Annotated in this window: 12 protein-coding genes; 3 read left to right on the top strand and 9 right to left on the bottom strand. The window is 71.9% G+C overall.

All coding sequences use genetic code 11. From position 1 onward, the window contains the following. Positions 1-127 precede the first annotated feature (127 nt). On the bottom strand, positions 128-724 hold the full coding sequence (locus ACIGO6_RS30855; RefSeq protein WP_399882111.1) for a hypothetical protein: 597 nt from the start codon (positions 722-724) through the stop codon (positions 128-130). A gap of 681 nt (positions 725-1,405) precedes the next feature. Between ACIGO6_RS30855 and ACIGO6_RS30860 the strand changes: the two genes are divergently transcribed. Continuing rightward, positions 1,406-2,272, top strand: coding sequence for a class I SAM-dependent methyltransferase (locus ACIGO6_RS30860; RefSeq protein WP_399882113.1), 867 nt, complete (start codon positions 1,406-1,408; stop codon positions 2,270-2,272). A 76-nt stretch (positions 2,273-2,348) separates the two neighbouring features. Here ACIGO6_RS30860 and ffh read toward each other — a convergent pair whose 3' ends face one another. The 5 genes from ffh to ACIGO6_RS30885 form a co-directional block, all read right to left on the bottom strand. Beyond that, positions 2,349-3,899, bottom strand: coding sequence for a signal recognition particle protein (gene ffh, locus ACIGO6_RS30865; protein WP_399882115.1), 1,551 nt, complete (start codon positions 3,897-3,899; stop codon positions 2,349-2,351). A 143-nt stretch (positions 3,900-4,042) separates the two neighbouring features. Then, positions 4,043-6,544: a [protein-PII] uridylyltransferase gene (locus tag ACIGO6_RS30870; RefSeq protein WP_399882120.1), complete on the bottom strand. Its 2,502-nt coding sequence runs from the start codon at positions 6,542-6,544 to the stop codon at positions 4,043-4,045. 26 nt (positions 6,545-6,570) lie between these two features. Next, positions 6,571-6,909, bottom strand: a complete 339-nt coding sequence (locus ACIGO6_RS30875; protein WP_399882122.1) for a P-II family nitrogen regulator — start codon at positions 6,907-6,909, stop codon at positions 6,571-6,573. Then, on the bottom strand, positions 6,906-8,252 hold the full coding sequence (locus ACIGO6_RS30880) for an ammonium transporter (RefSeq protein WP_399882124.1): 1,347 nt from the start codon (positions 8,250-8,252) through the stop codon (positions 6,906-6,908). Before ACIGO6_RS30880 ends, ACIGO6_RS30875 begins: the two co-directional genes overlap by 4 nt. Positions 8,253-8,566: 314 nt before the next feature. Next, positions 8,567-10,060, bottom strand: a complete 1,494-nt coding sequence (locus ACIGO6_RS30885; protein WP_399882126.1) for a hypothetical protein — start codon at positions 10,058-10,060, stop codon at positions 8,567-8,569. A gap of 444 nt (positions 10,061-10,504) precedes the next feature. Here ACIGO6_RS30885 and ACIGO6_RS30890 point away from each other — a divergent pair, with 444 nt between their 5' ends. Continuing rightward, positions 10,505-11,176 carry a bifunctional DNA primase/polymerase gene (locus ACIGO6_RS30890; protein WP_399882128.1) on the top strand — a complete coding sequence of 224 codons (672 nt, stop codon included), beginning with the start codon at positions 10,505-10,507 and terminating at the stop codon, positions 11,174-11,176. Between the two features lie 212 nt (positions 11,177-11,388). On the opposite strand, the gene ftsY is transcribed toward ACIGO6_RS30890, so the two are convergent. Next, positions 11,389-12,603 carry a signal recognition particle-docking protein FtsY gene (ftsY, locus tag ACIGO6_RS30895; RefSeq protein ID WP_399882130.1) on the bottom strand — a complete coding sequence of 405 codons (1,215 nt, stop codon included), beginning with the start codon at positions 12,601-12,603 and terminating at the stop codon, positions 11,389-11,391. A 175-nt stretch (positions 12,604-12,778) separates the two neighbouring features. Between ftsY and ACIGO6_RS30900 the strand changes: the two genes are divergently transcribed. Next, on the top strand, positions 12,779-14,230 hold the full coding sequence (locus ACIGO6_RS30900; RefSeq protein WP_399882132.1) for a cytosine permease: 1,452 nt from the start codon (positions 12,779-12,781) through the stop codon (positions 14,228-14,230). Positions 14,231-14,849: 619 nt separating this feature from the next. On the opposite strand, the gene ACIGO6_RS30905 is transcribed toward ACIGO6_RS30900, so the two are convergent. Both ACIGO6_RS30905 and smc read right to left on the bottom strand, forming a co-directional pair. Next, positions 14,850-16,268, bottom strand: a complete 1,419-nt coding sequence (locus ACIGO6_RS30905; protein ID WP_399882134.1) for a sugar porter family MFS transporter — start codon at positions 16,266-16,268, stop codon at positions 14,850-14,852. Between the two features lie 188 nt (positions 16,269-16,456). Then, positions 16,457-20,011: a chromosome segregation protein SMC gene (gene smc / locus ACIGO6_RS30910; protein WP_399882136.1), complete on the bottom strand. Its 3,555-nt coding sequence runs from the start codon at positions 20,009-20,011 to the stop codon at positions 16,457-16,459. Positions 20,012-20,167 lie beyond the last annotated feature (156 nt).

The following is a 20,167-nucleotide window of genomic DNA, read 5'->3' on the forward strand; positions in this document are numbered from 1 at the left end:
CGTCAGCCGGAGGAGAGAGGGGTCCTGTGCGACTGTCGAGTACAGCTAGCCATTGTGCCACACGCGGGCAGGCCCGACCGACCGGGGACGTCGTGCCCGGATCCGGCTGCCACGAGCAGCCGGATCGTCAGCTCATCCCCGCGCCGACCACCTCCGGGATCCGGAACGGCTTGCCGCAGCCGCCGCACATGATCGGCGCCTGGGCCAGGACCGACGGGACGACCCGGACGTTGCGTCCGCAGTCGCAGACCGCCTTCACGCGCACCCCTCCCCCGGAGGAGCCGTGGCGGGCGGCCGGTCCGCGGAAGCTGCGGGCCGAGTCGGTCGCGGTCGCGGCGGTGTGCGCCTTCAGCGCGCGCTGGAGGCGATCGATCGTGGGGCGGTAGCGGCGCTTCGCCTCGGGGGTGAGCGTGACCAGCGAGAAGCCGCTGCTGGGATGCGGCTCCTCGGGGTGGTCGAGGCCCAACTCCTCGGCGATCGCGAGGAATCGACGGTTGTGGTAGCGGCCCGCGCGGGAGGTGTCGCGCACTCCGCGCGCGGCGGCGATGCCGTGGACTGCCTCATGGAGCAGTCGTTCGAAGGAGAGCTCGTGCCCGCAGGCGGACGACGACTCTCCGATCAGGGACTCGGGCGCGGCAAGATCGGGCAGCTCGGTGTGGTGCCGCTGAATGTCGGCCCACGCCTGCGCCAGCTCTGCGGCGAGAACAGGTGGTGTCGTGCTCACGTAATGACAACGAGCCGGGGTGCCGCTGTGTTCCTATTCCGGGGCATCCCAAATAATTTGCACGTACCCGTCAGTTGCCGCTGATGCGCCCCGACGAGGGCGGGTGCGCTGATCTGCGGAGAAGCCTCACAGCTCGTACCAAGCCGGTGCGTAGTCCGACGTACGCGCCGACGCGTAGGCCTCGTCCACGCGCCGGGGTGCGTGGGGCTCGCGGATGCGCAAGGGGCGTTTCGGTCGCTGTCGCACCGGAAGGGCCCCACCCGATTGCGCCCCTCACCGGGAGCATCGATGTGGCGAGGTTACCGGGTGCGCCACCGGCGCCCGGCACCGCCCCGCCCGCTGCCGGTTCTCGTCACGCGGTACGGGAACCGGGCCCGCTGACCTTGGCCAAAAGTGCCGCGCCGCAGCCACCACCACCCCCTGTCACCGTCGAGCGTCACGATCAGGCCATCCGAGAAAGGGAGCCGGAAGGGGCTACCGGGAGTACCGCGCGGCCAGGGCCACATTGCCGGGAAGTGAAATCTCGCCAGTTGGGCCGGGGCCGAGCAAACCGGACGCCGCTACCACTGGACGCCGCGGCGAGCCCGGAGTTACCTGGCATACGGGGGGAGTGCGAGCGCACTGCACGGGGGCCATGGAATCGGGCACGGCGGCAACACTCGGCGATTGGGGCACTTTCCTATGACACCTACGCTCGTGCGGCAGCACTCATCTCACGCCGGGGCGACGCCTCGTGTGGACCTGCGTGCACGCGCGCGTGACTGGTCCGAGATACAGGAGCGGATGCTCGTACCGCTCTACGAGGCCGTCTACGAGCGACTGGACGTGGGCGGCGGCACACGGATGCTGGGGCTGGGCTGTGGTTCCGGGCTGGCCCTGCTGATGGCCGCCTCGCGCGGCGCCGCGGTGACCGGTGTCGACTCCCGTTCTCCGGACCACCTGGCCCTGGCGCGTCGGCGGCTGCTTCCCGAGGGGCCCTCGGCATGGGGCACGCGCGCGGGTGAGGACGCCCGGATCGTCGAGGGCTCACTCCGGGACGCGCGGGACCCCTCGCAGCCGGCGTTCACCCTGGTGACCGCCTTCGAGCCCATCGGGTGCCTCGCCGGCGACTCGGAGGGCCTCGGTGAACTGCTCGCCGAGGCGAAGCCGCTCGCCGCCCGCGGGGCCGCCGTGGTGCTGGCCGGCTGGGGCCCGCCGGAGCGGTGCGCGACGACGTCGGTATTGCGGGTGGCGACCAAACTCGCGGATCCGATGCGCAGCCCGGGAAGCTGGCGCCCCGCCCTGCGCGACGACCTGGAGGAGGTCGCCCAGCGGGCCGGACTCAGGCCGGACGGCTCGGGACGGGTGGCGTGCCCCTTCGGATACGCGGACACCGACAGCGCGGTGCGCGGGTTGCTGTCCACCGGCCTGTTCGACGCGGCGATCGCCGCGACCGACCAGGAACAGGTCGACAAGGAGCTGACGGAGGCCCTGCATCCGCATCAACGACCGGACGGGACGGTGTGGATGCCGAACGTCTTCCGGTATCTGATCGCACGGATTCCCTGACGCCAGGAACCACAAGGCCCGGGGGCGTGGCCGAAGCCGCACCCCCGGGCCTTGTGGTTCCGTACGGGCGACGGCGTCAGCCCATGAACTTCTTGAACTCCTCGGGCAGCTCGAAGTCCTGGCCGCCCTGCTGCGGGAGTCCGAGGGCGCCTCCGGCCTGCGCGGCGGCGGCGCGGCGTGCGGCCTCCTCCTGCTCCTGCTGCTTGCGCTTCATCGGGTTGCCGGACCGCTGCTTGCCCTTGGCCTTCTTCTGCTGCTTCTTCTGCCGGCCGGGGCCGCCCCCCATACCGGGCATCCCCGGCATACCGGGCATGCCGCCGCCCTGGGCCATGCGGGACATCATCTTGCGGGCCTCGAAGAACCGCTCGACGAGGTTCTTCACGGCGCTGACCTCGACGCCGGAACCCTTGGCGATACGGGCGCGGCGCGAGCCGTTGATGATCGTCGGCTCCTGGCGCTCGGCCGGGGTCATCGACTTGATGATGGCGGCCGTACGGTCGACGTCACGCTCGTCGAGGTTGTTGATCTGGTCCTTCATCTGGCCCATGCCGGGCAGCATGCCGAGCAGCTTGCTGATGCTGCCCATCTTCCGGACCTGCTCCATCTGGGCCAGGAAGTCGTCCAGGGTGAAGTCCTGGCCCTTCTTGGACGCCAGCTTGGAGGCCATCTTCTCGGCCTCTTCCTGGCTGAACGTCTTCTCCGCCTGCTCGATCAGGGTGAGCAGGTCACCCATGTCGAGGATGCGGGAAGCCATCCGGTCCGGGTGGAAGGGGTCGAAGTCGTCGAGCTTCTCGCCGTTCGAGGCGAACATGATCGGCTTGCCGGTCACCGAGGCGATCGACAGGGCCGCACCACCGCGGGCGTCGCCGTCGAGCTTGGAGAGCACCACGCCGTCGAAGCCGACACCGTCGCGGAAGGCCTCGGCGGTGTTGACCGCGTCCTGACCGATCATCGCGTCGACGACGAAGAGGATCTCGTCGGGGCTGACGGCGTCGCGGATGTCCGCGGCCTGCTGCATCAGCTCCTGGTCGATGCCGAGGCGGCCGGCGGTGTCGACGATGACCAGGTCGTGGACCTTGGCCTTGGCGAACTCGATGGAGTCCTTGGCGACCTGGACCGGGTCGCCGACGCCGTTGCCCGGCTCGGGCGCGTAGACCGCGACGCCGGCGCGCTCGGCGACCACGCTCAGCTGGTTCACGGCGTTGGGGCGCTGGAGGTCACAGGCCACCAGCAGCGGCGAGTGGCCCTGCTCCTTGAGCCAGCGGCCCAGCTTGCCCGCGAGGGTGGTCTTACCGGCGCCCTGCAGACCGGCCAGCATGATCACGGTGGGCGGCTGCTTGGCGAAGCGCAGGCGGCGGGTCTCGCCGCCGAGGATGCCGACCAGCTCCTCGTTGACGATCTTGAGGACCTGTTGGGCCGGATTCAGCGCCTTGGAGACCTCGGCGCCCAGGGAGCGTTCCTTGACCTTCTTGATGAAGGCACGCACCACGGGCAGGGCCACGTCGGCCTCGAGGAGCGCGATGCGGATCTCGCGGGCCGTGGCGTCGATGTCCGCCTCGGACAACCTGCCCTTGCCGCGGAGATTTTTGAAAGTCGCGCTAAGGCGGTCGGAGAGGGTATCGAACACGGTGGCGTCGGTCCTCGGAGTCGGGGGCGGTCTGAGCGTCTTCCAGGGTATCTGCCTTGGCAAGACATTCGTTCCCGCCTGCCGCATTCATCGTCCCCGCCCGCCGCGGTCGGCGGGCGGGTCGGGCTCCCAGTGAGGCGGGATCAGCCCCGCAACACCTCCTCCAGCGCCTTCGCCACGTCCCCCGCCTCCTCCCCCGGCAGCGGCGCGCCCTCCGGGCCGGTGACGTAGAACGCGTCCACAGCGTTCGAACCCAAGGTCGAAGCGTGCGCACTCCGCACCCGCACCCCCGCCCCCTCCAGCGCCCGCCCGATGCGGAACAGCAGCCCCGGTGCGTCCTGGGCCCGTACCTCGATCACCGTGGCCAGCCGGGACGCGGCCGGGGCGACCGTCACGCGGGGCGGTGGCGGGAGCACACCCCGGCGCCGGGGATACGCGGCGTCCCGCTCGGCGAGCCGCGCGGCGATGTCCAGGCTGCCGTCCAGCGCCCTGACCAGGTCGGCCCGCAGCCGGGCGGCCTGGGGCAGGGAGCCGTACTCGGCGGCGACCCGCCAGGCCAGCAGCAGCACGGAGCCTTCGACGCCGTCCGGCAGCGGGAGGGACCGCAGCTCGGCGGCGCGGACGGTCAGCCGGTGCATGGCCAGCACCCCGGCGACCGCGGGCAGCACACCCGGCTGGTCGGGCACGGCGATCAGCAGCTGCACCCCGAGGGGCTCCGGGTCGGCGACCGGCTCCGGGGCGGCCGGCGGCTCGGTCTGGGCACGCAGGGCGAGGACGGGGCCGCCCGTGCGGAACGCCTCGACGGCGAGCCGTTCCTGCTCGGCGGTGGGCGCGGCGGCCTCGGGCTCGGCCGGGGGGTTCCCGGCCAGCACCGCCGAGACCCGTTTCACCAGGTCGGCGACGAGTGAGCCGCGCCAGGACGACCAGGCGGCCGGCCCGGTGGCCAGGGCGTCCGCCTCGGTGAGGGCGTGCAGCAGCTCCAGGGTGCTCTCCGTGCCCACCGCCTCGGCGACCGCGCGCACGGTGGCCGGGTCGTCCAGGTCGCGCCGCGTGGCGGTCTCGACGAGCAGCAGGTGATGGCGTACGAGGGTGGCGAGGACGGTCACGTCCGACCGGTCGAACCCGATGCGGGCGGCCACATCGCGGGCGATGGTCTCACCGACCACGGAGTGGTCGCCGGGCCAGCCCTTGCCGATGTCGTGCAGCAGCGCGGCGACCAGGAGCAGGTCGGGCCGGTGGACGCGGCGGGTGAACTCCGAGGCGCGGACGGCGGTCTCGATGAGGTGCCGGTCGACGGTCCACAGGTGGACGGCGTTGCGCTGGGGGCGGCAGCGCACCCGCTCCCAGTCGGGCAGCAGCCGGGTGATCAGGCCCTCGGCCTCCAGGGCCTCCCAGACGTCGACCGTGGGCCGTCCCGAGCCCAGCAGGGTCACCAGCTGCTCGCGGGCCTCCACCGGCCAGGGCGTGGGCAGCGGGCGCGCGGTGGCCGCCAGGCGCCGTACGGCGTGCAGGGAGAGCGGGATCCCGGCCTGCGCGGCGGCGGCCGCGGCGCGCAGCGGGAGCACGGGGTCGCGTTCGGGGCGTGCGGTGCGGGCGAGCACCACCTCGCCGTCCTGCTCGACGACACCCTCGGCCAGCGGGGAACGCTCGGGAACCGGTTTCCCGCCGCCGAGCGCCCTCCCGTCGCCCGCCACCGCCCTTCTGAGGAAGTCGCTTCGCTCCCTCGCCAGCTTGCGCAGCCTCGGCCGCACGGAGCGCGACCGCAGCACGCGCCCCACCTCGCGCCAGGTGACGTCGCCGGCGTACGAGATGACGCGGGCCGCCTCGTACACCTGCCGCAGCAGCGTGTCGGCGTCCAGGAGGCCCAGGTCGGCCGCCACCTGGTCCTGCTCCTGGAGGGCCAGCCGGTCGGTCGCGCGGCCCGTCGCCAGGTGGAGCGCGTCGCGTACGTCGAGCAGTCGGCGCCGGGCGTCGGCGAGGCCCTCGCGCGGGGCGTCGGCCAGCCAGGAGGCGGCGACGGCGCGCAGGGCGGTGGCGTCGCGCAGGCCGCCGCGCGCCTCCTTGAGGTCGGGTTCCAGCAGGTACTGCAGCTCGCCCTGGCGTTCCGCGCGCTCGGCACACAGTTCCTGCAGTTCGGGGAGGCGTTTGGGGGCCTGGTTGCGCCAGTCGGCGAGGACGGTGGTGCGCAGGGCCGCGGTCAGGCCGAAGTCACCGGCGAGATGGCGGGCGTCCAGGAGGCCGAGTTGGACTTTCAGGTCCTCGCCCGCCGTCTTCCGGGCCTCCGCGGGCGTGCGCACGGAGTGGTCGAGGGCGAGGCCGAGGTCCCACACGGGGTACCAGAGGCGGTCGGCGAGGGCGGCGACCGCCTTGTCGTCGCTGCCGTCGTGCAGCAGGAGCAGGTCCAGGTCGCTGCGTGGGGAGAGCTCGCCGCGTCCGTAGCCGCCGACGGCGACCAGTGACACGCCCCGGAGTGCCTCGCCGCCCGCCTGGAACAGTCCGGACAGCCAGTCGTCCGTCAGGGCGGACAGGGCCGTACGGCGCGGCGGCCCGGACCGTGCCCCCTCGGTGAGGAGGCGCAGCCGGGCCGCCGCGTAGCCGCCGGGTTCCGAGTCCTCTGCTTCTTTCGTCACGTCCGTACTCGTCACCCGGCGACTCCTGTTCGTCCGTCGTGTCAGAGCGCGTCGGGTCCGCGCTCGCCGGTCCGGACCCGTACGGCCGTGTCGACCGGGACCGCCCAGACCTTGCCGTCGCCGATCTTGCCGGTACGGGCCGCCTTGACCACGACCTCGATCAGCTGCTCGGCGTCGTCGTCCTCGACCAGGACCTCGATGCGGATCTTGGGCACCAGGTCGACGGTGTACTCGGCGCCGCGGTAGACCTCGGTGTGGCCGCGCTGGCGGCCGTAGCCGCTGGCCTCGGTCACGGTCAGTCCGTGGACCCCGAAGGCCTGGAGGGCCTCCTTGATCTCGTCGAGCCGGTGCGGCTTGACGACGGCGGTGATGAGCTTCATGCGTCCACCTTCTTACTCGCGGCCTGCGCGGCCGCGGAGGCGGCCGGCGTGGCGGTCGTCCGGGCGGCACCGCCGCCGGCGCCGCTGAAGTCGTATGCGGTCTCGGCGTGCTCGGCCTGGTCGATGCCGGCCACCTCGTCGTCCTCCGATACCCGCATGCCGATCGTCTTGTCCAGCAGGAAGGCGAGGACCGCGGAGACGACCAGGGAGTAGGCGAGGACTCCGAAGACGCCCGCGCACTGCTTCCAGAACTGGTCGAGGCCGCCGCCGTAGAAGAGTCCCTCGACGTCGGACTGGCCCTTACCGGTGGCGAAGAAGCCGACGAGGAGCGAGCCGAGGATGCCGCCGACGAGGTGGACGCCGACGACGTCGAGGGAGTCGTCGTAGCCGAACTTGTACTTCAGGCCGACGGCCATGGCGCACAGCACACCGGCGATGAGGCCGACGGCGATGGCGCCGAGCGGGGAGACCGCGCCGCCGGCCGGGGTGATGGCGACCAGGCCGGAGACGGCGCCGGAGGCGGCGCCCAGCGTGGTGAAGGCGCCGTGGCGGATCTTCTCGTAGGCGAGCCAGCCCAGGACGGCCGCACCGGTGGCGACCTGCGTGTTGACGAACATCAGCGCGCCGACGCCGTCGTCGTTGCCGAGCCACGAGCCGGCGTTGAAGCCGAACCAGCCGAACCAGAGCAGACCGGCGCCGAGCATGACCAGCGGGAGGCTGTGCGGGCGCATCGGGTCCTTCTTGAAGCCGACGCGCTTGCCGATGACGAGGATCACGCCGAGCGCCGCGGCACCGGCGTTGATGTGCACGGCCGTACCACCGGCGAAGTCGATCACGCCGAGCTCGAAGGCCCAGCCGCCGGCGCCCCAGACCCAGTGGGCGACCGGGAAGTAGACGATCGTGGCCCACAGGGCGACGAACAGCGCCCAGGCGGTGAACTTCACGCGGTCCGCGAGGGCGCCGCTGATCAGGGCGGGCGTGAGGACGGCGAACATCAGCTGGAAGACCAGGAACACGAAGACGGGGATGGTGTAGCCGTCCCACAGCTCGGTCAGGCCGATGTTGCTGAGGCCGACCCAGTCGGAGTTCCAGCCGACGATGCTTCCGGAGTCGGTGCCGAACGCCATGGAGAAGCCGTACAGCACCCACAGGACGGTGACGATGCCGAGGCTGATGAAGCTCATCATCAGCATGTTCAGGGTGCTCTTGACGCGGACCATGCCTCCGTAGAAGAAGGCCAGGCCGGGAGTCATGAGCATCACCAGGGCGGAGCAGATGAGCATGAAGCCTGTGTTGGCGGCAGAGAGCTCCGTCTCTGCGGCAAGCGTGATGGCTGGAGCCATCGGCGTCTCCTCGTCGTTGGTACGGCCCCGTGCGGGCGAAGCCTGAGCGGATTGAGGGGTGGGCCGGTTATGCGCCAAGAGATTGGCGCAGCGCGGTTTCGGTGGACGCCCCTCGTTGTTTCGCCGCCGTGACGAAGGCGCTGTGCGTGTTACGCGTCGGTGAACTGCCGGGTGCGGGGTCGCACGATCGTCGTCGTGGCGCAACGTCCCGGCCGGGACACGAGCCGGCCGCGGCGGGCCTCCGAATGACCTGGCATGGGGGAGCCGAGTCGGGCAGTTCGGGAGGGCCGGCCGCGGCCGGGGCTGGTGGGGGTTCAGACCGCCTCGGCGGTCTCCGGCAACTCGACGGCGAGCCGTTCGGTGAGGTCGACGACCTCGGCGAGGTCGCCGAAATCGCGTACGGCCGTGTCGACGGTCTTGCGGATGCGGGTGTTGACGCGTTCGGAGCGGACCTTCTTGGCGATGCCCATGGCCTCGACGGCCAGGACGGTGCTCTGTTCGGGTTCGCGGCGCAGCAGGTGCACGGTGGCCATGCCGATCAGGTTCAGCGCGTACGACCGCTGGTGCTCGTCGTCCTCGGAGAACAGCTCCACGGCCCGCCGCATCAGCGGCTCGGCCAGGGAGGCGTAGGCGGGGCTGCGGCCGGCGACATAGGCCAGGTCGCGGAAGGAGTGGCTGTTCTCCCCGTACAGCTCGGCCTCGGAGAAGAAGCGGATCCAGTCGGGGTCCGGCTCGTCCCACTCGTCGGTCTCGGCAAAGGTGTCCTCGGCCATGCGCACGGCCCGCTTGCAGCGGCCGGGCTGCCCCATGTTGGCGTAGGCGCGGGCCTCCATCGCATACAGCATCGACTGGGTGCGGGGGCTTGCGCAGTCCCGGCTGCCGTACTGCGCGAGGTGGATCAGCTCCAGGGCGTCGTCGGGCCGGCCGAGGTGGATCATCTGCCGGCTCATGCTGGAGAGGATGTACGAGCCGAGCGGCCGGTCGCCGGCCTCCTTGGCGGCGTGCAGGGCGAGGACGAAGTACTTCTGCGCGGTGGGCTGGAGGCCCACGTCGTACGACATCCAGCCGGCCAGTTCGGCGAGCTCGGCGGCGACCTTGAACAGCTTGGACCGGGTGGTCTCGGCCTGGGGTTCCTGGAGCAGGTCGGTCACCTCGTGCAGCTGGCCGACGACCGCCTTGCGGCGCAGGCCGCCGCCGCACTGGGCGTCCCAGCGGCGGAACATCACGGCGGTGGACTCCAGCAGGTCCAGCTCCGGCCTGGACAGGCGGCCACGCGCGCGTGAGGCCGGTGCGGACTCGCGGCCGGAGGGAGCGGCCGGGGGCGAGGGGACGAGCCAGCGCTGCATGGGCTCGATGAGGGACGGGCCCGCGGAGAGTGCCAGCGAGCTCCCGAGGAAGCCGCGCCGCGCCAGCATCAGGTCGCTGCGCGAGAACTCGCTGAGCAGGGCCACGGTCTGCGGGCCCGTCCAGGGGAGGTCGACGCCCGTCGCGGAGGGCGTCGGGCGGGTGGCCCGCAGCCCCAGGTCCTCGACGGAGACGACGACACCGAAGCGCTCGGAGAACAGCTCGGACAGGATGCGCGGGATCGGTTCGCGCGGGTTCTCTCCGTCGAGCCAGCGGCGCACGCGTGAGGTGTCGGTGGAGATGTGGTTGGCGCCCAGCTGGCGTGCCCGGCGGTTGACCTGGCGGGCCAGCTCGCCCTTGGACCAGCCGCTGCGGGCGAACCACGAGGTGAGCAGCTCGTTGGGGCGCTTGTCAGCGTGCGACGCGCTTCCCGCGCTCGTACCGCTTCCGCCGTTGCCGCTCACTGGAACGCCCCCATCCCTGAGACCACCTGTCGCCGAGTGCGCCAAGCCCTATCAGAATGCCGGTGGTCCCGGCCGCTCGTCCGGCGGATGCCACCCTTCGAACGGAAGGCCGAGTTGCCTCCGGCATACCCACAAGCGCATGTGCCACAAGGCTCCATGCACACAAAGTAATCCTACGATCACCCGTCCAGCCATGGCGATTGCAGAATCGCCACCATTCGCCACCCCTTCGAATGAACTCCCGTCGACCTGCACACGATTCACTTGACACAGGCCAACCGGGAGTCGGTGCAACGGTGCACACCAGGGCGTGCGCGTTCGGGCGCACCACCCGACGTGCTTCCGGGCGCTGTCTGAACCGCGCCGCACTGGGGAGTTGGAAACAGAGAGTCACGTTTTACGTCCGCTGCGTAACCGCCGTTGCGGCGGACCGTTGGAGGGGGCATGGGCTTCACGATCGGCATCGGCAGCAGTCGGGGCACGCGCGACACCCGGTCCGGCACACGCCGCCGCGGCCGCGCGTCGGAGTGCACCGTCGTGGCCGAGTTCACCGGGCTGTGGGGCTGGGACGTGGTGCCGGGCGCCCGGACCGCCGCGGGCGCCTGCTCCTGCGGCCGGTCCGACTGCCCGGCGCCGGGCGCGCATCCGCTGGACTTCGCGCCACGGGTGCCCGCCGGGGCGACCCTGGACGAGGCGAGCGAGGCCTGGGCCCAGTCCCCGGGCGCTGCGGTGATGCTGCCCGTCGGGCGGACCTTCGACGTGCTCGAGGTGGCCGAGCCCGCCGGGCTGCGGGCGCTGGCCCGGATGGAGCGCATGGGCCTCCCCCTCGGCCCGGTCACGGCGACCCCGCAGGGGCGCGCCCAGTTCTTCGTCGCCCCGGGCGCCGCGAGCGAGCTGCCGCGGTTGCTCTACCGCATGGGCTGGGACGACCCGTCCGCCCTCGACCTCCGCGGCCTCGGCGCCGGTACGTACGTCACCGCGCCGCCCTCCGACCGGGGCGGGCTGGGCCCGGTGCGCTGGCTGCGTCCCCCGGCCCTCGACTCGGCGACCAGGCCACCGACGGCGCGGCTCCTGCTGGGCACGCTGGCTTACGTGGCGCATCGGTCGCGGGCATAGCGCACGCCGGCGTACGTGGCCCGTCGGTCACGGGGCGTGGGCCGGACCTTCGGCCCGGAGCCCCGTAGCCGGGCACCCGCCCCCACAACAGACCACAGACAGCAAAGTGCCCTCACGGACGAAGCGCCCGCTCCCCCGGTCACCGGGGGGCGGGCGCTTCGTCGTGCGCCGGAGTGCGTCCCGGCATGCGCACCGGGCTCCGACAGCCGACGTCACTCGCCGATCAGGGCATCCACGAACGCCTCCGGCTCGAACGGCGCCAGGTCGTCCGCGCCCTCGCCGAGCCCGATCAGCTTGACCGGCACACCCAGCTCGCGCTGCACGGCGACCACGATGCCGCCCTTGGCCGTGCCGTCCAGCTTGGTCAGCACGATGCCGGTGATGTCGACGACCTCGGCGAAGACCCGGGCCTGGATCAGGCCGTTCTGGCCGGTGGTCGCGTCGAGCACGAGCAGCACCTCGTCCAGCGGGGCGTGCTTCTCCACGACGCGCTTGACCTTGCCGAGCTCGTCCATGAGGCCGGTCTTGGTGTGCAGCCGGCCGGCGGTGTCGATGAGCACGACGTCCGAGCCGAGCTCCTTGCCCTCCTTGACCGCGTCGAAGGCGACGGAGGCCGGGTCGCCCGCCTCCGGGCCGCGCACGGTGTGGGCGCCGACCCGCTCGCCCCAGGTCTGCAGCTGGTCGGCGGCGGCGGCGCGGAAGGTGTCGGCGGCACCGAGGACGACGCTGCGGCCGTCGGCGACCAGGACGCGGGCGAGCTTGCCGGTCGTGGTGGTCTTGCCGGTGCCGTTGACCCCGACGACCATCACGATGCCGGGCTTGCTGTTCGGCGGCTCGGTCTTGACCTCGCGGTCCATGTCGGGGCCGACCAGGGTGATCAGCTCCTCGCGCAGCAGGCCGCGCAGCTCTTCGGGGGTGCGGGTGCCGAGCACCTTCACCCGCTCACGCAGCCGCTCGACGAGCTCCTGGGTGGGCTGCACGCCGACGTCCGCCGTGAGGAGTGTGTCCTCGATCTCCTCCCAGGTGTCGTCGTCGAGGTGCTCCCGGGAAAGCAGGGTGAGCAGGCCCTTGCCGAGGGCGTTCTGCGAACGGGAGAGGCGGGCACGGAGCCGGACCAGTCGGCCGGCGGTGGGCTCGGGAACCTCGATCTGCGGGATCTCGAGCTCTTCGACGACGGGCGGCTCCTCGACGGCGGCGGGGGCGGAGCCGCCGTCCGGGAGGTCGACCTCCTCTATCGTCCGGCGCGGTTCGTCGCGCGGCGTCTCGGCCTCTTCGCCGACGTGCGGCTCGGCCGGAGGGGCGGTGATGTCGGGCGCGGCGGGAGGCGGCGGAGGCAGCTGCTTCTTACGGCGACTGCCCACGATCAGCCCGCCGAGCGCGCCGATCACGACCACGGCGATGACTACAGCAAGGATGACGATTTCCATAACGGCTCCAGTATCAGTCATGGGCCCCCGGGACACCCCCTTTGTCACTTCCTCCAAAGGACAAAGGCCACTGGAAGGAATGAGTCGGATCAAAGTACGATGGAAGAGGCCGCGTCAACGCGCGTAGAGTCCCGACCATCCCTCTTCTCCCACGATCGAGGCACGGACCCCCCACATGAGCAAGACCGCCGAGACCGAAGGCGCGCTGGAAACCCGCGGCATCGAGCAGGTTCCCGATGCCGAGCGCACCGCCCGAACCCGTGAGCTCTTCCCGACCTGGGTCGGCGCCAACATCAGCGTGCTGCTGCTCACGATGGGCGCGAGCCTCGTCGTGGCGTACCAGCTCAACTTCTGGCAGGCGCTCGTCGTCGCGGCCGCCGCGCCGGTCGTGTCGTACGGCCTGGTCGGGCTGATCGGCATCGCCGGCAAGCGCGGAGGCGCGCCCGGCATGGCGCTGTCCCGGGCCGTCTTCGGGCAGCGGGGCAATCTGCTGCCCGGTTCGCTGATCTGGATCGCCCGCTGGGGCTGGGAGACGATCAACGCGGTGACCGGCGCCTACGCCCTGCTCACCGTGCTGGACATCGTGTTCGGCATACGGGCCAACGGCGTGCTGGACGTGGTGACGCTGCTCGCCTTCGTCGTCGCGACCTTCGCGATCTCGGGGCTGGGCATCAACGCCGTGCAGAAGTGCAACAAGTACGCGGCCTACCTCTTCGGCGCCTTCTCGGTGCTGGTCCTCGGCTACCTGGTCGTCGACACCGACTGGTCCGCGGTGTTCGACCGGTCCGCCGGTTCGGTGGCCGCGATGATCACGGGCGTCGGCCTGATCGCGGCCGGTGGCGTCAGCTGGATCCCGTCCGCCCCCGACTTCACGCGGTACCTGCCGCGCACGGCCTCCTCGAAGGGGATCGTGGGCGTGACGATCGGCGGCGCCGGCATCGTCGTGCTGCCCATGGTCCTGATGGGTATGGTCATGGCCGTCACCACGCCGGACCTGGCCTCGGCCGCCGACCCCGTCTCCTTCCTCGGCGAGATCCTGCCGACCTGGATCGCGGTGCCGTACCTGCTGATCGCGCTGATCGGCATGCTGCTGATCAACTCGATGTCGATGTACTCGGCCGGCTTCACCGCGCAGACCCTGGGCTTCAATGTCCCGCGCCACTGGGCCGTCTCCGTCAACGCCGTGATCTCGCTGCTCTTCGGCGGCGTGCTGATGCTGGTGGCGACGAGCTTCATGGGCTCCTTCATCGCCTTCCTGTCGCTGCTCGCGGTCGCCTTCTCCGCCTGGGTCGGCGTCTTCGGCGCGGACATGCTGCGCCGCAAGGAGTACGACGGCGAGGCCCTGGCCGACACCGGGCGCACCAGCGCCTACTGGTACCGCGGCGGATTCTCCCCCGCCGCCGTCGCCGCCTGGGCGGTGGGACTGGTCGCCGGCCTGATGTTCACCACGTCCGACTGGTTCACCGGCCCCCTCGCCGCGAACAACGTCATCGGCGAGTACGGCCTCGGCTGGGTCGCCACGGTGGTGATCTCCGCCCTGCTGTACGTCGTGCTGCCGAAGCCGGCGGTGGTCGTTCCGGCGGCGTCCGCGGAGCGGGCCGAGCAGCCCGAGACCGCGACCGTCTGACGTACCTCTGCCGAACCCGGCCCACGCCCCCTTCACCGCCGTCCGGTGGAGGGGGCGTCGGCGTGTCCGGACGGCGGTGCTCTGCCCGCGCGCGGGCCGAGAGGCCGCACCGCCCTGAGGACCCACCGCCGGTGAGCGTCCACCGTCCGTGAGGAGCCACCGCGCGTGGGCAGACCACCGGCAAGCCGTGTCTCCGACCGGCACCTCACCCGGCCCGGGCCGGCTGTGGCGCTGCCCGGCCGCGCCGGTGGCCTCGGCAGCCGTACTCCGGCCGGACCGGATGGCGGGACGGCGGCGCCATGGCGGACCCCGCGGCGCCGGGCGACGTCTCGGGCCACGGGCTTCCGGCCTCGCCCACCGTGACCGACGGCATCGCATCCCCACGACGGCGGCTGCCCGCACCCTCCCGACTCGCGCGTCGCCGACGCCGGGCCGGGCAACGACCGCCCAGCGTCCGGCGCGCGCACGGACACCACCCGGGACGGCCTCAGCGGCGGCTGCCCGGCGCCGGGTACGACACCGCCGCCCCCGTCCGGAGGTGACCGGACGGGGGCGGCGGACGGTACGAGGAGAGGGGCAGCGGGGACTTGGCCCTTCTCCCCGAGCACGGGGCGGGCGGTCAGCCCATCTCCTCCAGGGCCTTGCCCTTCGTCTCCTTCACGAACTTCAGGACGAACGGGATGGAGAGCGCGGCGAAGATCGTGTAGATCACGTACGTGCCGGAGAGGTTCCAGTCGGCCAGCGACGGGAAGCTCGCGGTGATGGCCCAGTTGGCGATCCACTGGGCGGAGGCGGCCACGCCCAGCGCGGCGGCGCGGAGCCGGTTGGGGAACATCTCGCCGAGGAAGACCCAGACGACCACACCCCAGGACAGGGCGAAGAAGAGCACGAACAGGTGGGCGGCGATCAGGGCGACCCAGCCCTGGGTGGCCGGGAGCTTGCCGTCGACCAGGTCGAAGGAGAACGCCCAGGCCTCCAGCGCGAGGCCGATGACCATACCGACCGAGCCGATCAGGGCCAGCGGCTTGCGTCCGATGCGGTCCACGAAGATCATCGCGATCACGGTGCCGACGATGTTGATGATCGACGTCGTGAACGAGTAGAAGAAGGAGTCCGTCGGGTCGACGCCGACCGACTGCCACAGCGTCGAGGAGTAGTAGAACGCGACGTTGATGCCGACGAACTGCTGGAAGACCGACAGGCCGATACCGATCCAGACGATCGGCTTGAAGAAGAAGCTGCCACCGAGCAGCTCCTTGAAGCTGGCCTTCTCCTCACGGTGCATCGCGTGCTCGATCTCGGCGAGGCGCGCGTCGAGGTCGACTTCCTTGCCCTCGACCTCTTCGAGGATCTGCTTGGCCTTCTCGTGCTTGCCCACCGAGATCAGGAAGCGGGGGGACTCCGGGATGGCGAAGGACAGCAGCCCGTACAGGACGGCCGGGATGACCATGACGCCGAGCATGACCTGCCAGGCCTCCAGGCCCATCAGCTCACCGCGCTGGTCGCCGCCGGCGGCGTTGAGCAGACCCCAGTTGACCAGCTGCGAGACGGCGATGCCGATGACGATCGCGGCCTGCTGGAAGGAGCCGAGCCGGCCGCGGTAGGCGGGCGGGGAGACCTCGGCGATGTAGGCGGGGCCGATCACCGAGGCCATGCCGATGGCGAAGCCGCCGATGATGCGCCACATGGCGAGGTCCCACAGCGCGAAGGGCAGTGCGGAGCCGATGGCGCTGACGGTGAAGAGGATCGCCGCGATCTGCATGCAGCGGATGCGGCCGATGCGGTCGGCGATCCGGCCGGCGGTCGCGGCACCGATGGCACAGCCGATCAGCGCGACGGCGATGACCTGGGCCAGCATCGCGGAGCCGACGTCGTAGCGGTCCCGGATGGCCTCGACGGCGCCGTTGATCACGGAACTGTCGTAGCCGAACAGGAAACCGCCCATCGCGGCCGCCGCCGCGATGAAGATGACGTGCCCGAGATGTTCGGGGTGAGCCGTCCTGGCTCCTGAATTGGGTGCCTGCGATGTGCTGGCCACGTGTACTCCTCGGGCTACCGGCAACGCTGCCGGGGTGGTTCGCCTTCGAGGTGCCACCAGAAGGGACCTGAAGGTAAAAGCAACGTTGCAGAGACTATGCCTTCAAGTGTCGAAGTCAATAGGGCGACAGCTGTGAGTTTGGAGATGCCGGGGAGGGCTATTCCTTCAAGAGTTGAACCTAGAGTCCACTAGCGCAGCCGCTGACTGATGACCTTCGACACACCGTCGCCCTGCATCGACACGCCGTACAGCGCGTCGGCGACCTCCATCGTGCGCTTCTGGTGCGTGATGACGATCAGCTGCGAGGCCTCCTGCAGCTCCTGCATGATCCGGATCAGCCGCTGCAGGTTGGTGTCGTCGAGCGCCGCCTCGACCTCGTCCATGACGTAGAACGGACTGGGCCGCGCCTTGAAGATCGACACGAGCATCGCCACGGCGGTCAGCGAGCGCTCCCCGCCCGAGAGCAGCGAGAGCCGCTTGACCTTCTTGCCCGGCGGCCGGGCCTCGACGTCCACGCCCGTGGTGAGCATGTTGTCGGGGTCGGTCAGCACGAGACGCCCCTCACCACCGGGGAACAGCCGGCTGAAGACGCCCTCGAACTCCCGGGCCGTGTCCCGGTAGGCCTCGGTGAAGACCTGCTCGACGCGTTCGTCGACCTCCTTGACGACCTGGAGCAGGTCGGCGCGGGTCTTCCTCAGGTCCTCGAGCTGCTCACTGAGGAACTGGTGGCGTTCCTCCAGCGCCGCGAACTCCTCCAGGGCCAGCGGGTTGACCTTGCCGAGCTGCTGGTAGGCGCGTTCGGCGGCCTTCAGCCGCTTCTCCTGCTCGGCCCGTACGAAGGGCCGGGGGAGGTTGCGCGGGTGCTCGGGGTCGTCCGGGAGCTGCTCGCCCTCGGCGGGGGGCGAGGGCGGCACCTGCTGATGGGGGCCGTACTCGGCCGCGAGTCCCGCCGGTTCCACACCGAGTTCCTCCAGCGCCTTGGTCTCCAGCTGCTCGATGCGCAGCCGTTTCTCGGCGCCGAGTACCTCGCCCCGGTGAACTGAATCCGTCAACTTGTCGAGCTCCGCCTTGAGGTCGCGCCCGGCGGTGCGCGCGGCGGTCAGTTCCTGCTCGCGCCGGGCCTTGGCCGCCTCGGCGAGGGTGCGCTCCTCGTCGGCGCGGACCAGGGAGACCTCGACGTGCGCGAGCAGCTGCCGGGCGCCGGCGGCGACCGCCTCGGCCACGGCGGCCTCGTGCCGGAGCCTGGCCCGCCGCTGTTCGGCACGCGCGCGTGCCTCGCGTTCCGCGCGGGCGGCCCGGTCGAGGGAGTCGGCGCGTCCGGCGAGTGCCTTGACCCGCTCCTCGTGGGTACGGGCCTGGAGACGGGCCTCCATCTCGGTCTGCCGGGCGTTGGCACCGTCGGCGGCGAGCCGGTCGCGCACGGAGGGGTCGGGCTCCTCCTCGACCGGCATCTCCTCGGCGACGGCCAGCCGCTCGGCGAGCTCCTCGACCTCCATCAGCGCCTTGTCCAGCGCCTCCTGCGCCCGGTCCGCCGCCGCGGCGGACCGTTCCGCCTCACCGGCGGCGCCCCGCGCCTGCCCCGCGAGCCGGCCCAGCTGCTGGGCGACGGCCGACTTCTCCCGGTCGGCGGCGCGGCGCCGCTCCCCCAGCTCCTCGACCAGCGCGGCGCACTCCCCGCGCCGCTCGGCCGCCGCCCCCTGCGCCTCGGCCAGCGCCTCGCACCGCACGCCCAGCTCCTCCAGCTCGGCCGCGGCCTGGTCCACGGACGCCTGCACCTCCAGGAGACTGGGCGCCCCGGCGGACCCGCCCTGCGCGAAGTGGGCGCCCAGCAGGTCGCCCTCGGCGGTGACGGCGGTCAGCCCGGGGTGGGCGTAGACGAGGTCCTCGGCGTCCTCCAGGGTGGCGACGACGACGATCCCGCGCAGCAGCCGCCGTATCGCGGGCATCAGGTCGGCCGGCCCGCGGACGAGGTCGGCGGCATACGGGGGCCCGTCGCTCCGCGCTTCCCCCGGTACGTCGTCGGGGGCGCCGGCGAGCAGCAGGGCGGCGCGGCCGGCGTCCTGCTTGCGCAGCAGGCGGATGGCGTCGGCGGCGGCCGACGGGGAGGTCACCGCCAGGGCGTCGGCGGCGGCGCCGAACGCGGCGGCGAGCGGGACCTCGTGGCCGGGCGTCACGGTGAGGAGTTCGGCGGCCGGGCCGAGCAGACCGGTGAGCCGGTCCTTGGCCGCGAGCAGCGCACCGGTGCCGTCCTTGCGGCGCAGGCCCAGGGCCAGGGCGTCGTGGCGGGCCTGGGTCGCGGCCCGCTCGCGCTCCGCCGCGGTGGCCGCCTCGCGGGCGGCGCTCAGGGCCGTCTCCGCCTCGGCCAGCCCTCGTACCGCGGACTGATGCCGCTCGGCGAGCTCCTCGTCTCCGGCGTCGAGTCCGTCGACCTCGGCCTGGAGCGCCTCGTACTCCTCCTGGGCGGCGGCGGCGCGCTCCCGGGACTCGTCCCGGGCTGCGGCCAGCCGCTCGATCTCCGCCTGGGCGGAGGCGGCACGGGAACGGGCGGCACCGACCTGACCGCTGAGCCGGGCCAGCCCTTCGCGGCGGTCGGCGATGGCACGCGCGGCGTCCTTGAGGCGGCGTTCCTCGAGCGCCAGTTCGCGTTCGAGGTCCGCGCGGTGGGCGACCGTGTCCTCCAGCGCGCGCTCGGCCGCCTCCAGGGCCGCCTCGAGTTCGGCCTCCTGCTCGCGGACGCGGGCGGCCTCGCGCTCCAGCTCCTCCGGGTCACGGCCGCGCCGCTCCTCGGGGGGCGCGGAGGTGGCGCTCTTCACGCGCGCGTCGGCCAGCGAGATCGTGCCGCGCACCCGTTCGGCCAGCTGGGACAGTTCGTACCAGGTCTGCTGGGCGCGCTGGAGGCGCGGGGTGAGCCGACGGACCTCGTCCTCCAGGTCCGCCTCGCGGCGCAGCGCCTTGCTCAGCTCCCGCTCGGCGGCCTCCTTGCGTTCCTTGAGGGCGGCCTCGTCGGCGATCTCGGCCTCCAGTGCCTCGCGCAGTCGTACGAGGTCGTCGGCGAGGAGACGCAGGCGCGCGTCCCGGAGGTCCGCCTGGATGACGGCGGCCCGGCGTGCGACGGCGGCCTGCCGGCCGAGCGGCTTGAGCTGGCGGCGCAGCTCGTCCGTCAGGTCCTGCACGCGCGCGAGGTTGGCCTGCATCGCGTCCAGTTTCCGCAGCGCCTTCTCCTTGCGCTTGCGGTGCTTGAGGACGCCGGCGGCCTCCTCGATGAAGGCGCGGCGCCCCATCGGGTCGGCGTGCAGGACGGAGTCGAGCTGGCCCTGGCCGACGATGACGTGCATCTCGCGGCCGATGCCGGAGTCGGAGAGCAGTTCCTGGATGTCGAGGAGGCGGCAGGTGTCGCCGTTGATCTGGTACTCACTGCCGCCGTTGCGGAACATGATCCGCGTGATGGTGACCTCGGCGTACTCGATGGGCAGGGCCCCGTCGGAGTTGTCGATGGTCAGCGACACCTCGGCCCGGCCGAGCGGCGGGCGGCCGGTGGTGCCGGCGAAGATGACGTCCTCCATCTTGCCGCCGCGCAACGACTTGGCGCCCTGTTCGCCCATGACCCAGCTGAGCGCGTCCACGACGTTGGACTTGCCCGAGCCGTTCGGGCCGACGACGCAGGTGATGCCCGGCTCGAACCGGAGTGTGGTCGCCGAGGCGAACGACTTGAACCCGCGCAGGGTCAGGGCCTTCAGATGCACGCCGCCGGACTCTACCTTTCGCGGGTGTCTCACTCCATGAACCGGTGAACCGCCGCGGTTTCACGGGTGAACGTGCAGGGCACATCAGACGTTGAAGAGGGTGACGGGATGCGCCGGGGAGGGTAGGGCGGGCGGTCGCGGAGGCGGACCGAGGAC

The organism is Streptomyces sp. NPDC053750, from assembly GCF_044544295.1.
Taxonomy (GTDB): Bacteria; Actinomycetota; Actinomycetes; order Streptomycetales; family Streptomycetaceae; genus Streptomyces.

Excerpts from the sequence above, each read along its gene's own strand:
- ftsY (WP_399882130.1), bottom strand. The coding sequence starts at position 12,603 with ATGGAAATCGTCATCCTTGCTGTAGTCATCGCCGTGGTCGTGATCGGC.
- ACIGO6_RS30880 (WP_399882124.1), bottom strand. The coding sequence starts at position 8,252 with ATGGCTCCAGCCATCACGCTTGCCGCAGAGACGGAGCTCTCTGCCGCC.
- ACIGO6_RS30875 (WP_399882122.1), bottom strand. The coding sequence starts at position 6,909 with ATGAAGCTCATCACCGCCGTCGTCAAGCCGCACCGGCTCGACGAGATC.
- ACIGO6_RS30900 (WP_399882132.1), top strand. The coding sequence starts at position 12,779 with ATGAGCAAGACCGCCGAGACCGAAGGCGCGCTGGAAACCCGCGGCATC.
- ACIGO6_RS30860 (WP_399882113.1), top strand. The coding sequence starts at position 1,406 with ATGACACCTACGCTCGTGCGGCAGCACTCATCTCACGCCGGGGCGACG.
- ACIGO6_RS30890 (WP_399882128.1), top strand. The coding sequence starts at position 10,505 with ATGGGCTTCACGATCGGCATCGGCAGCAGTCGGGGCACGCGCGACACC.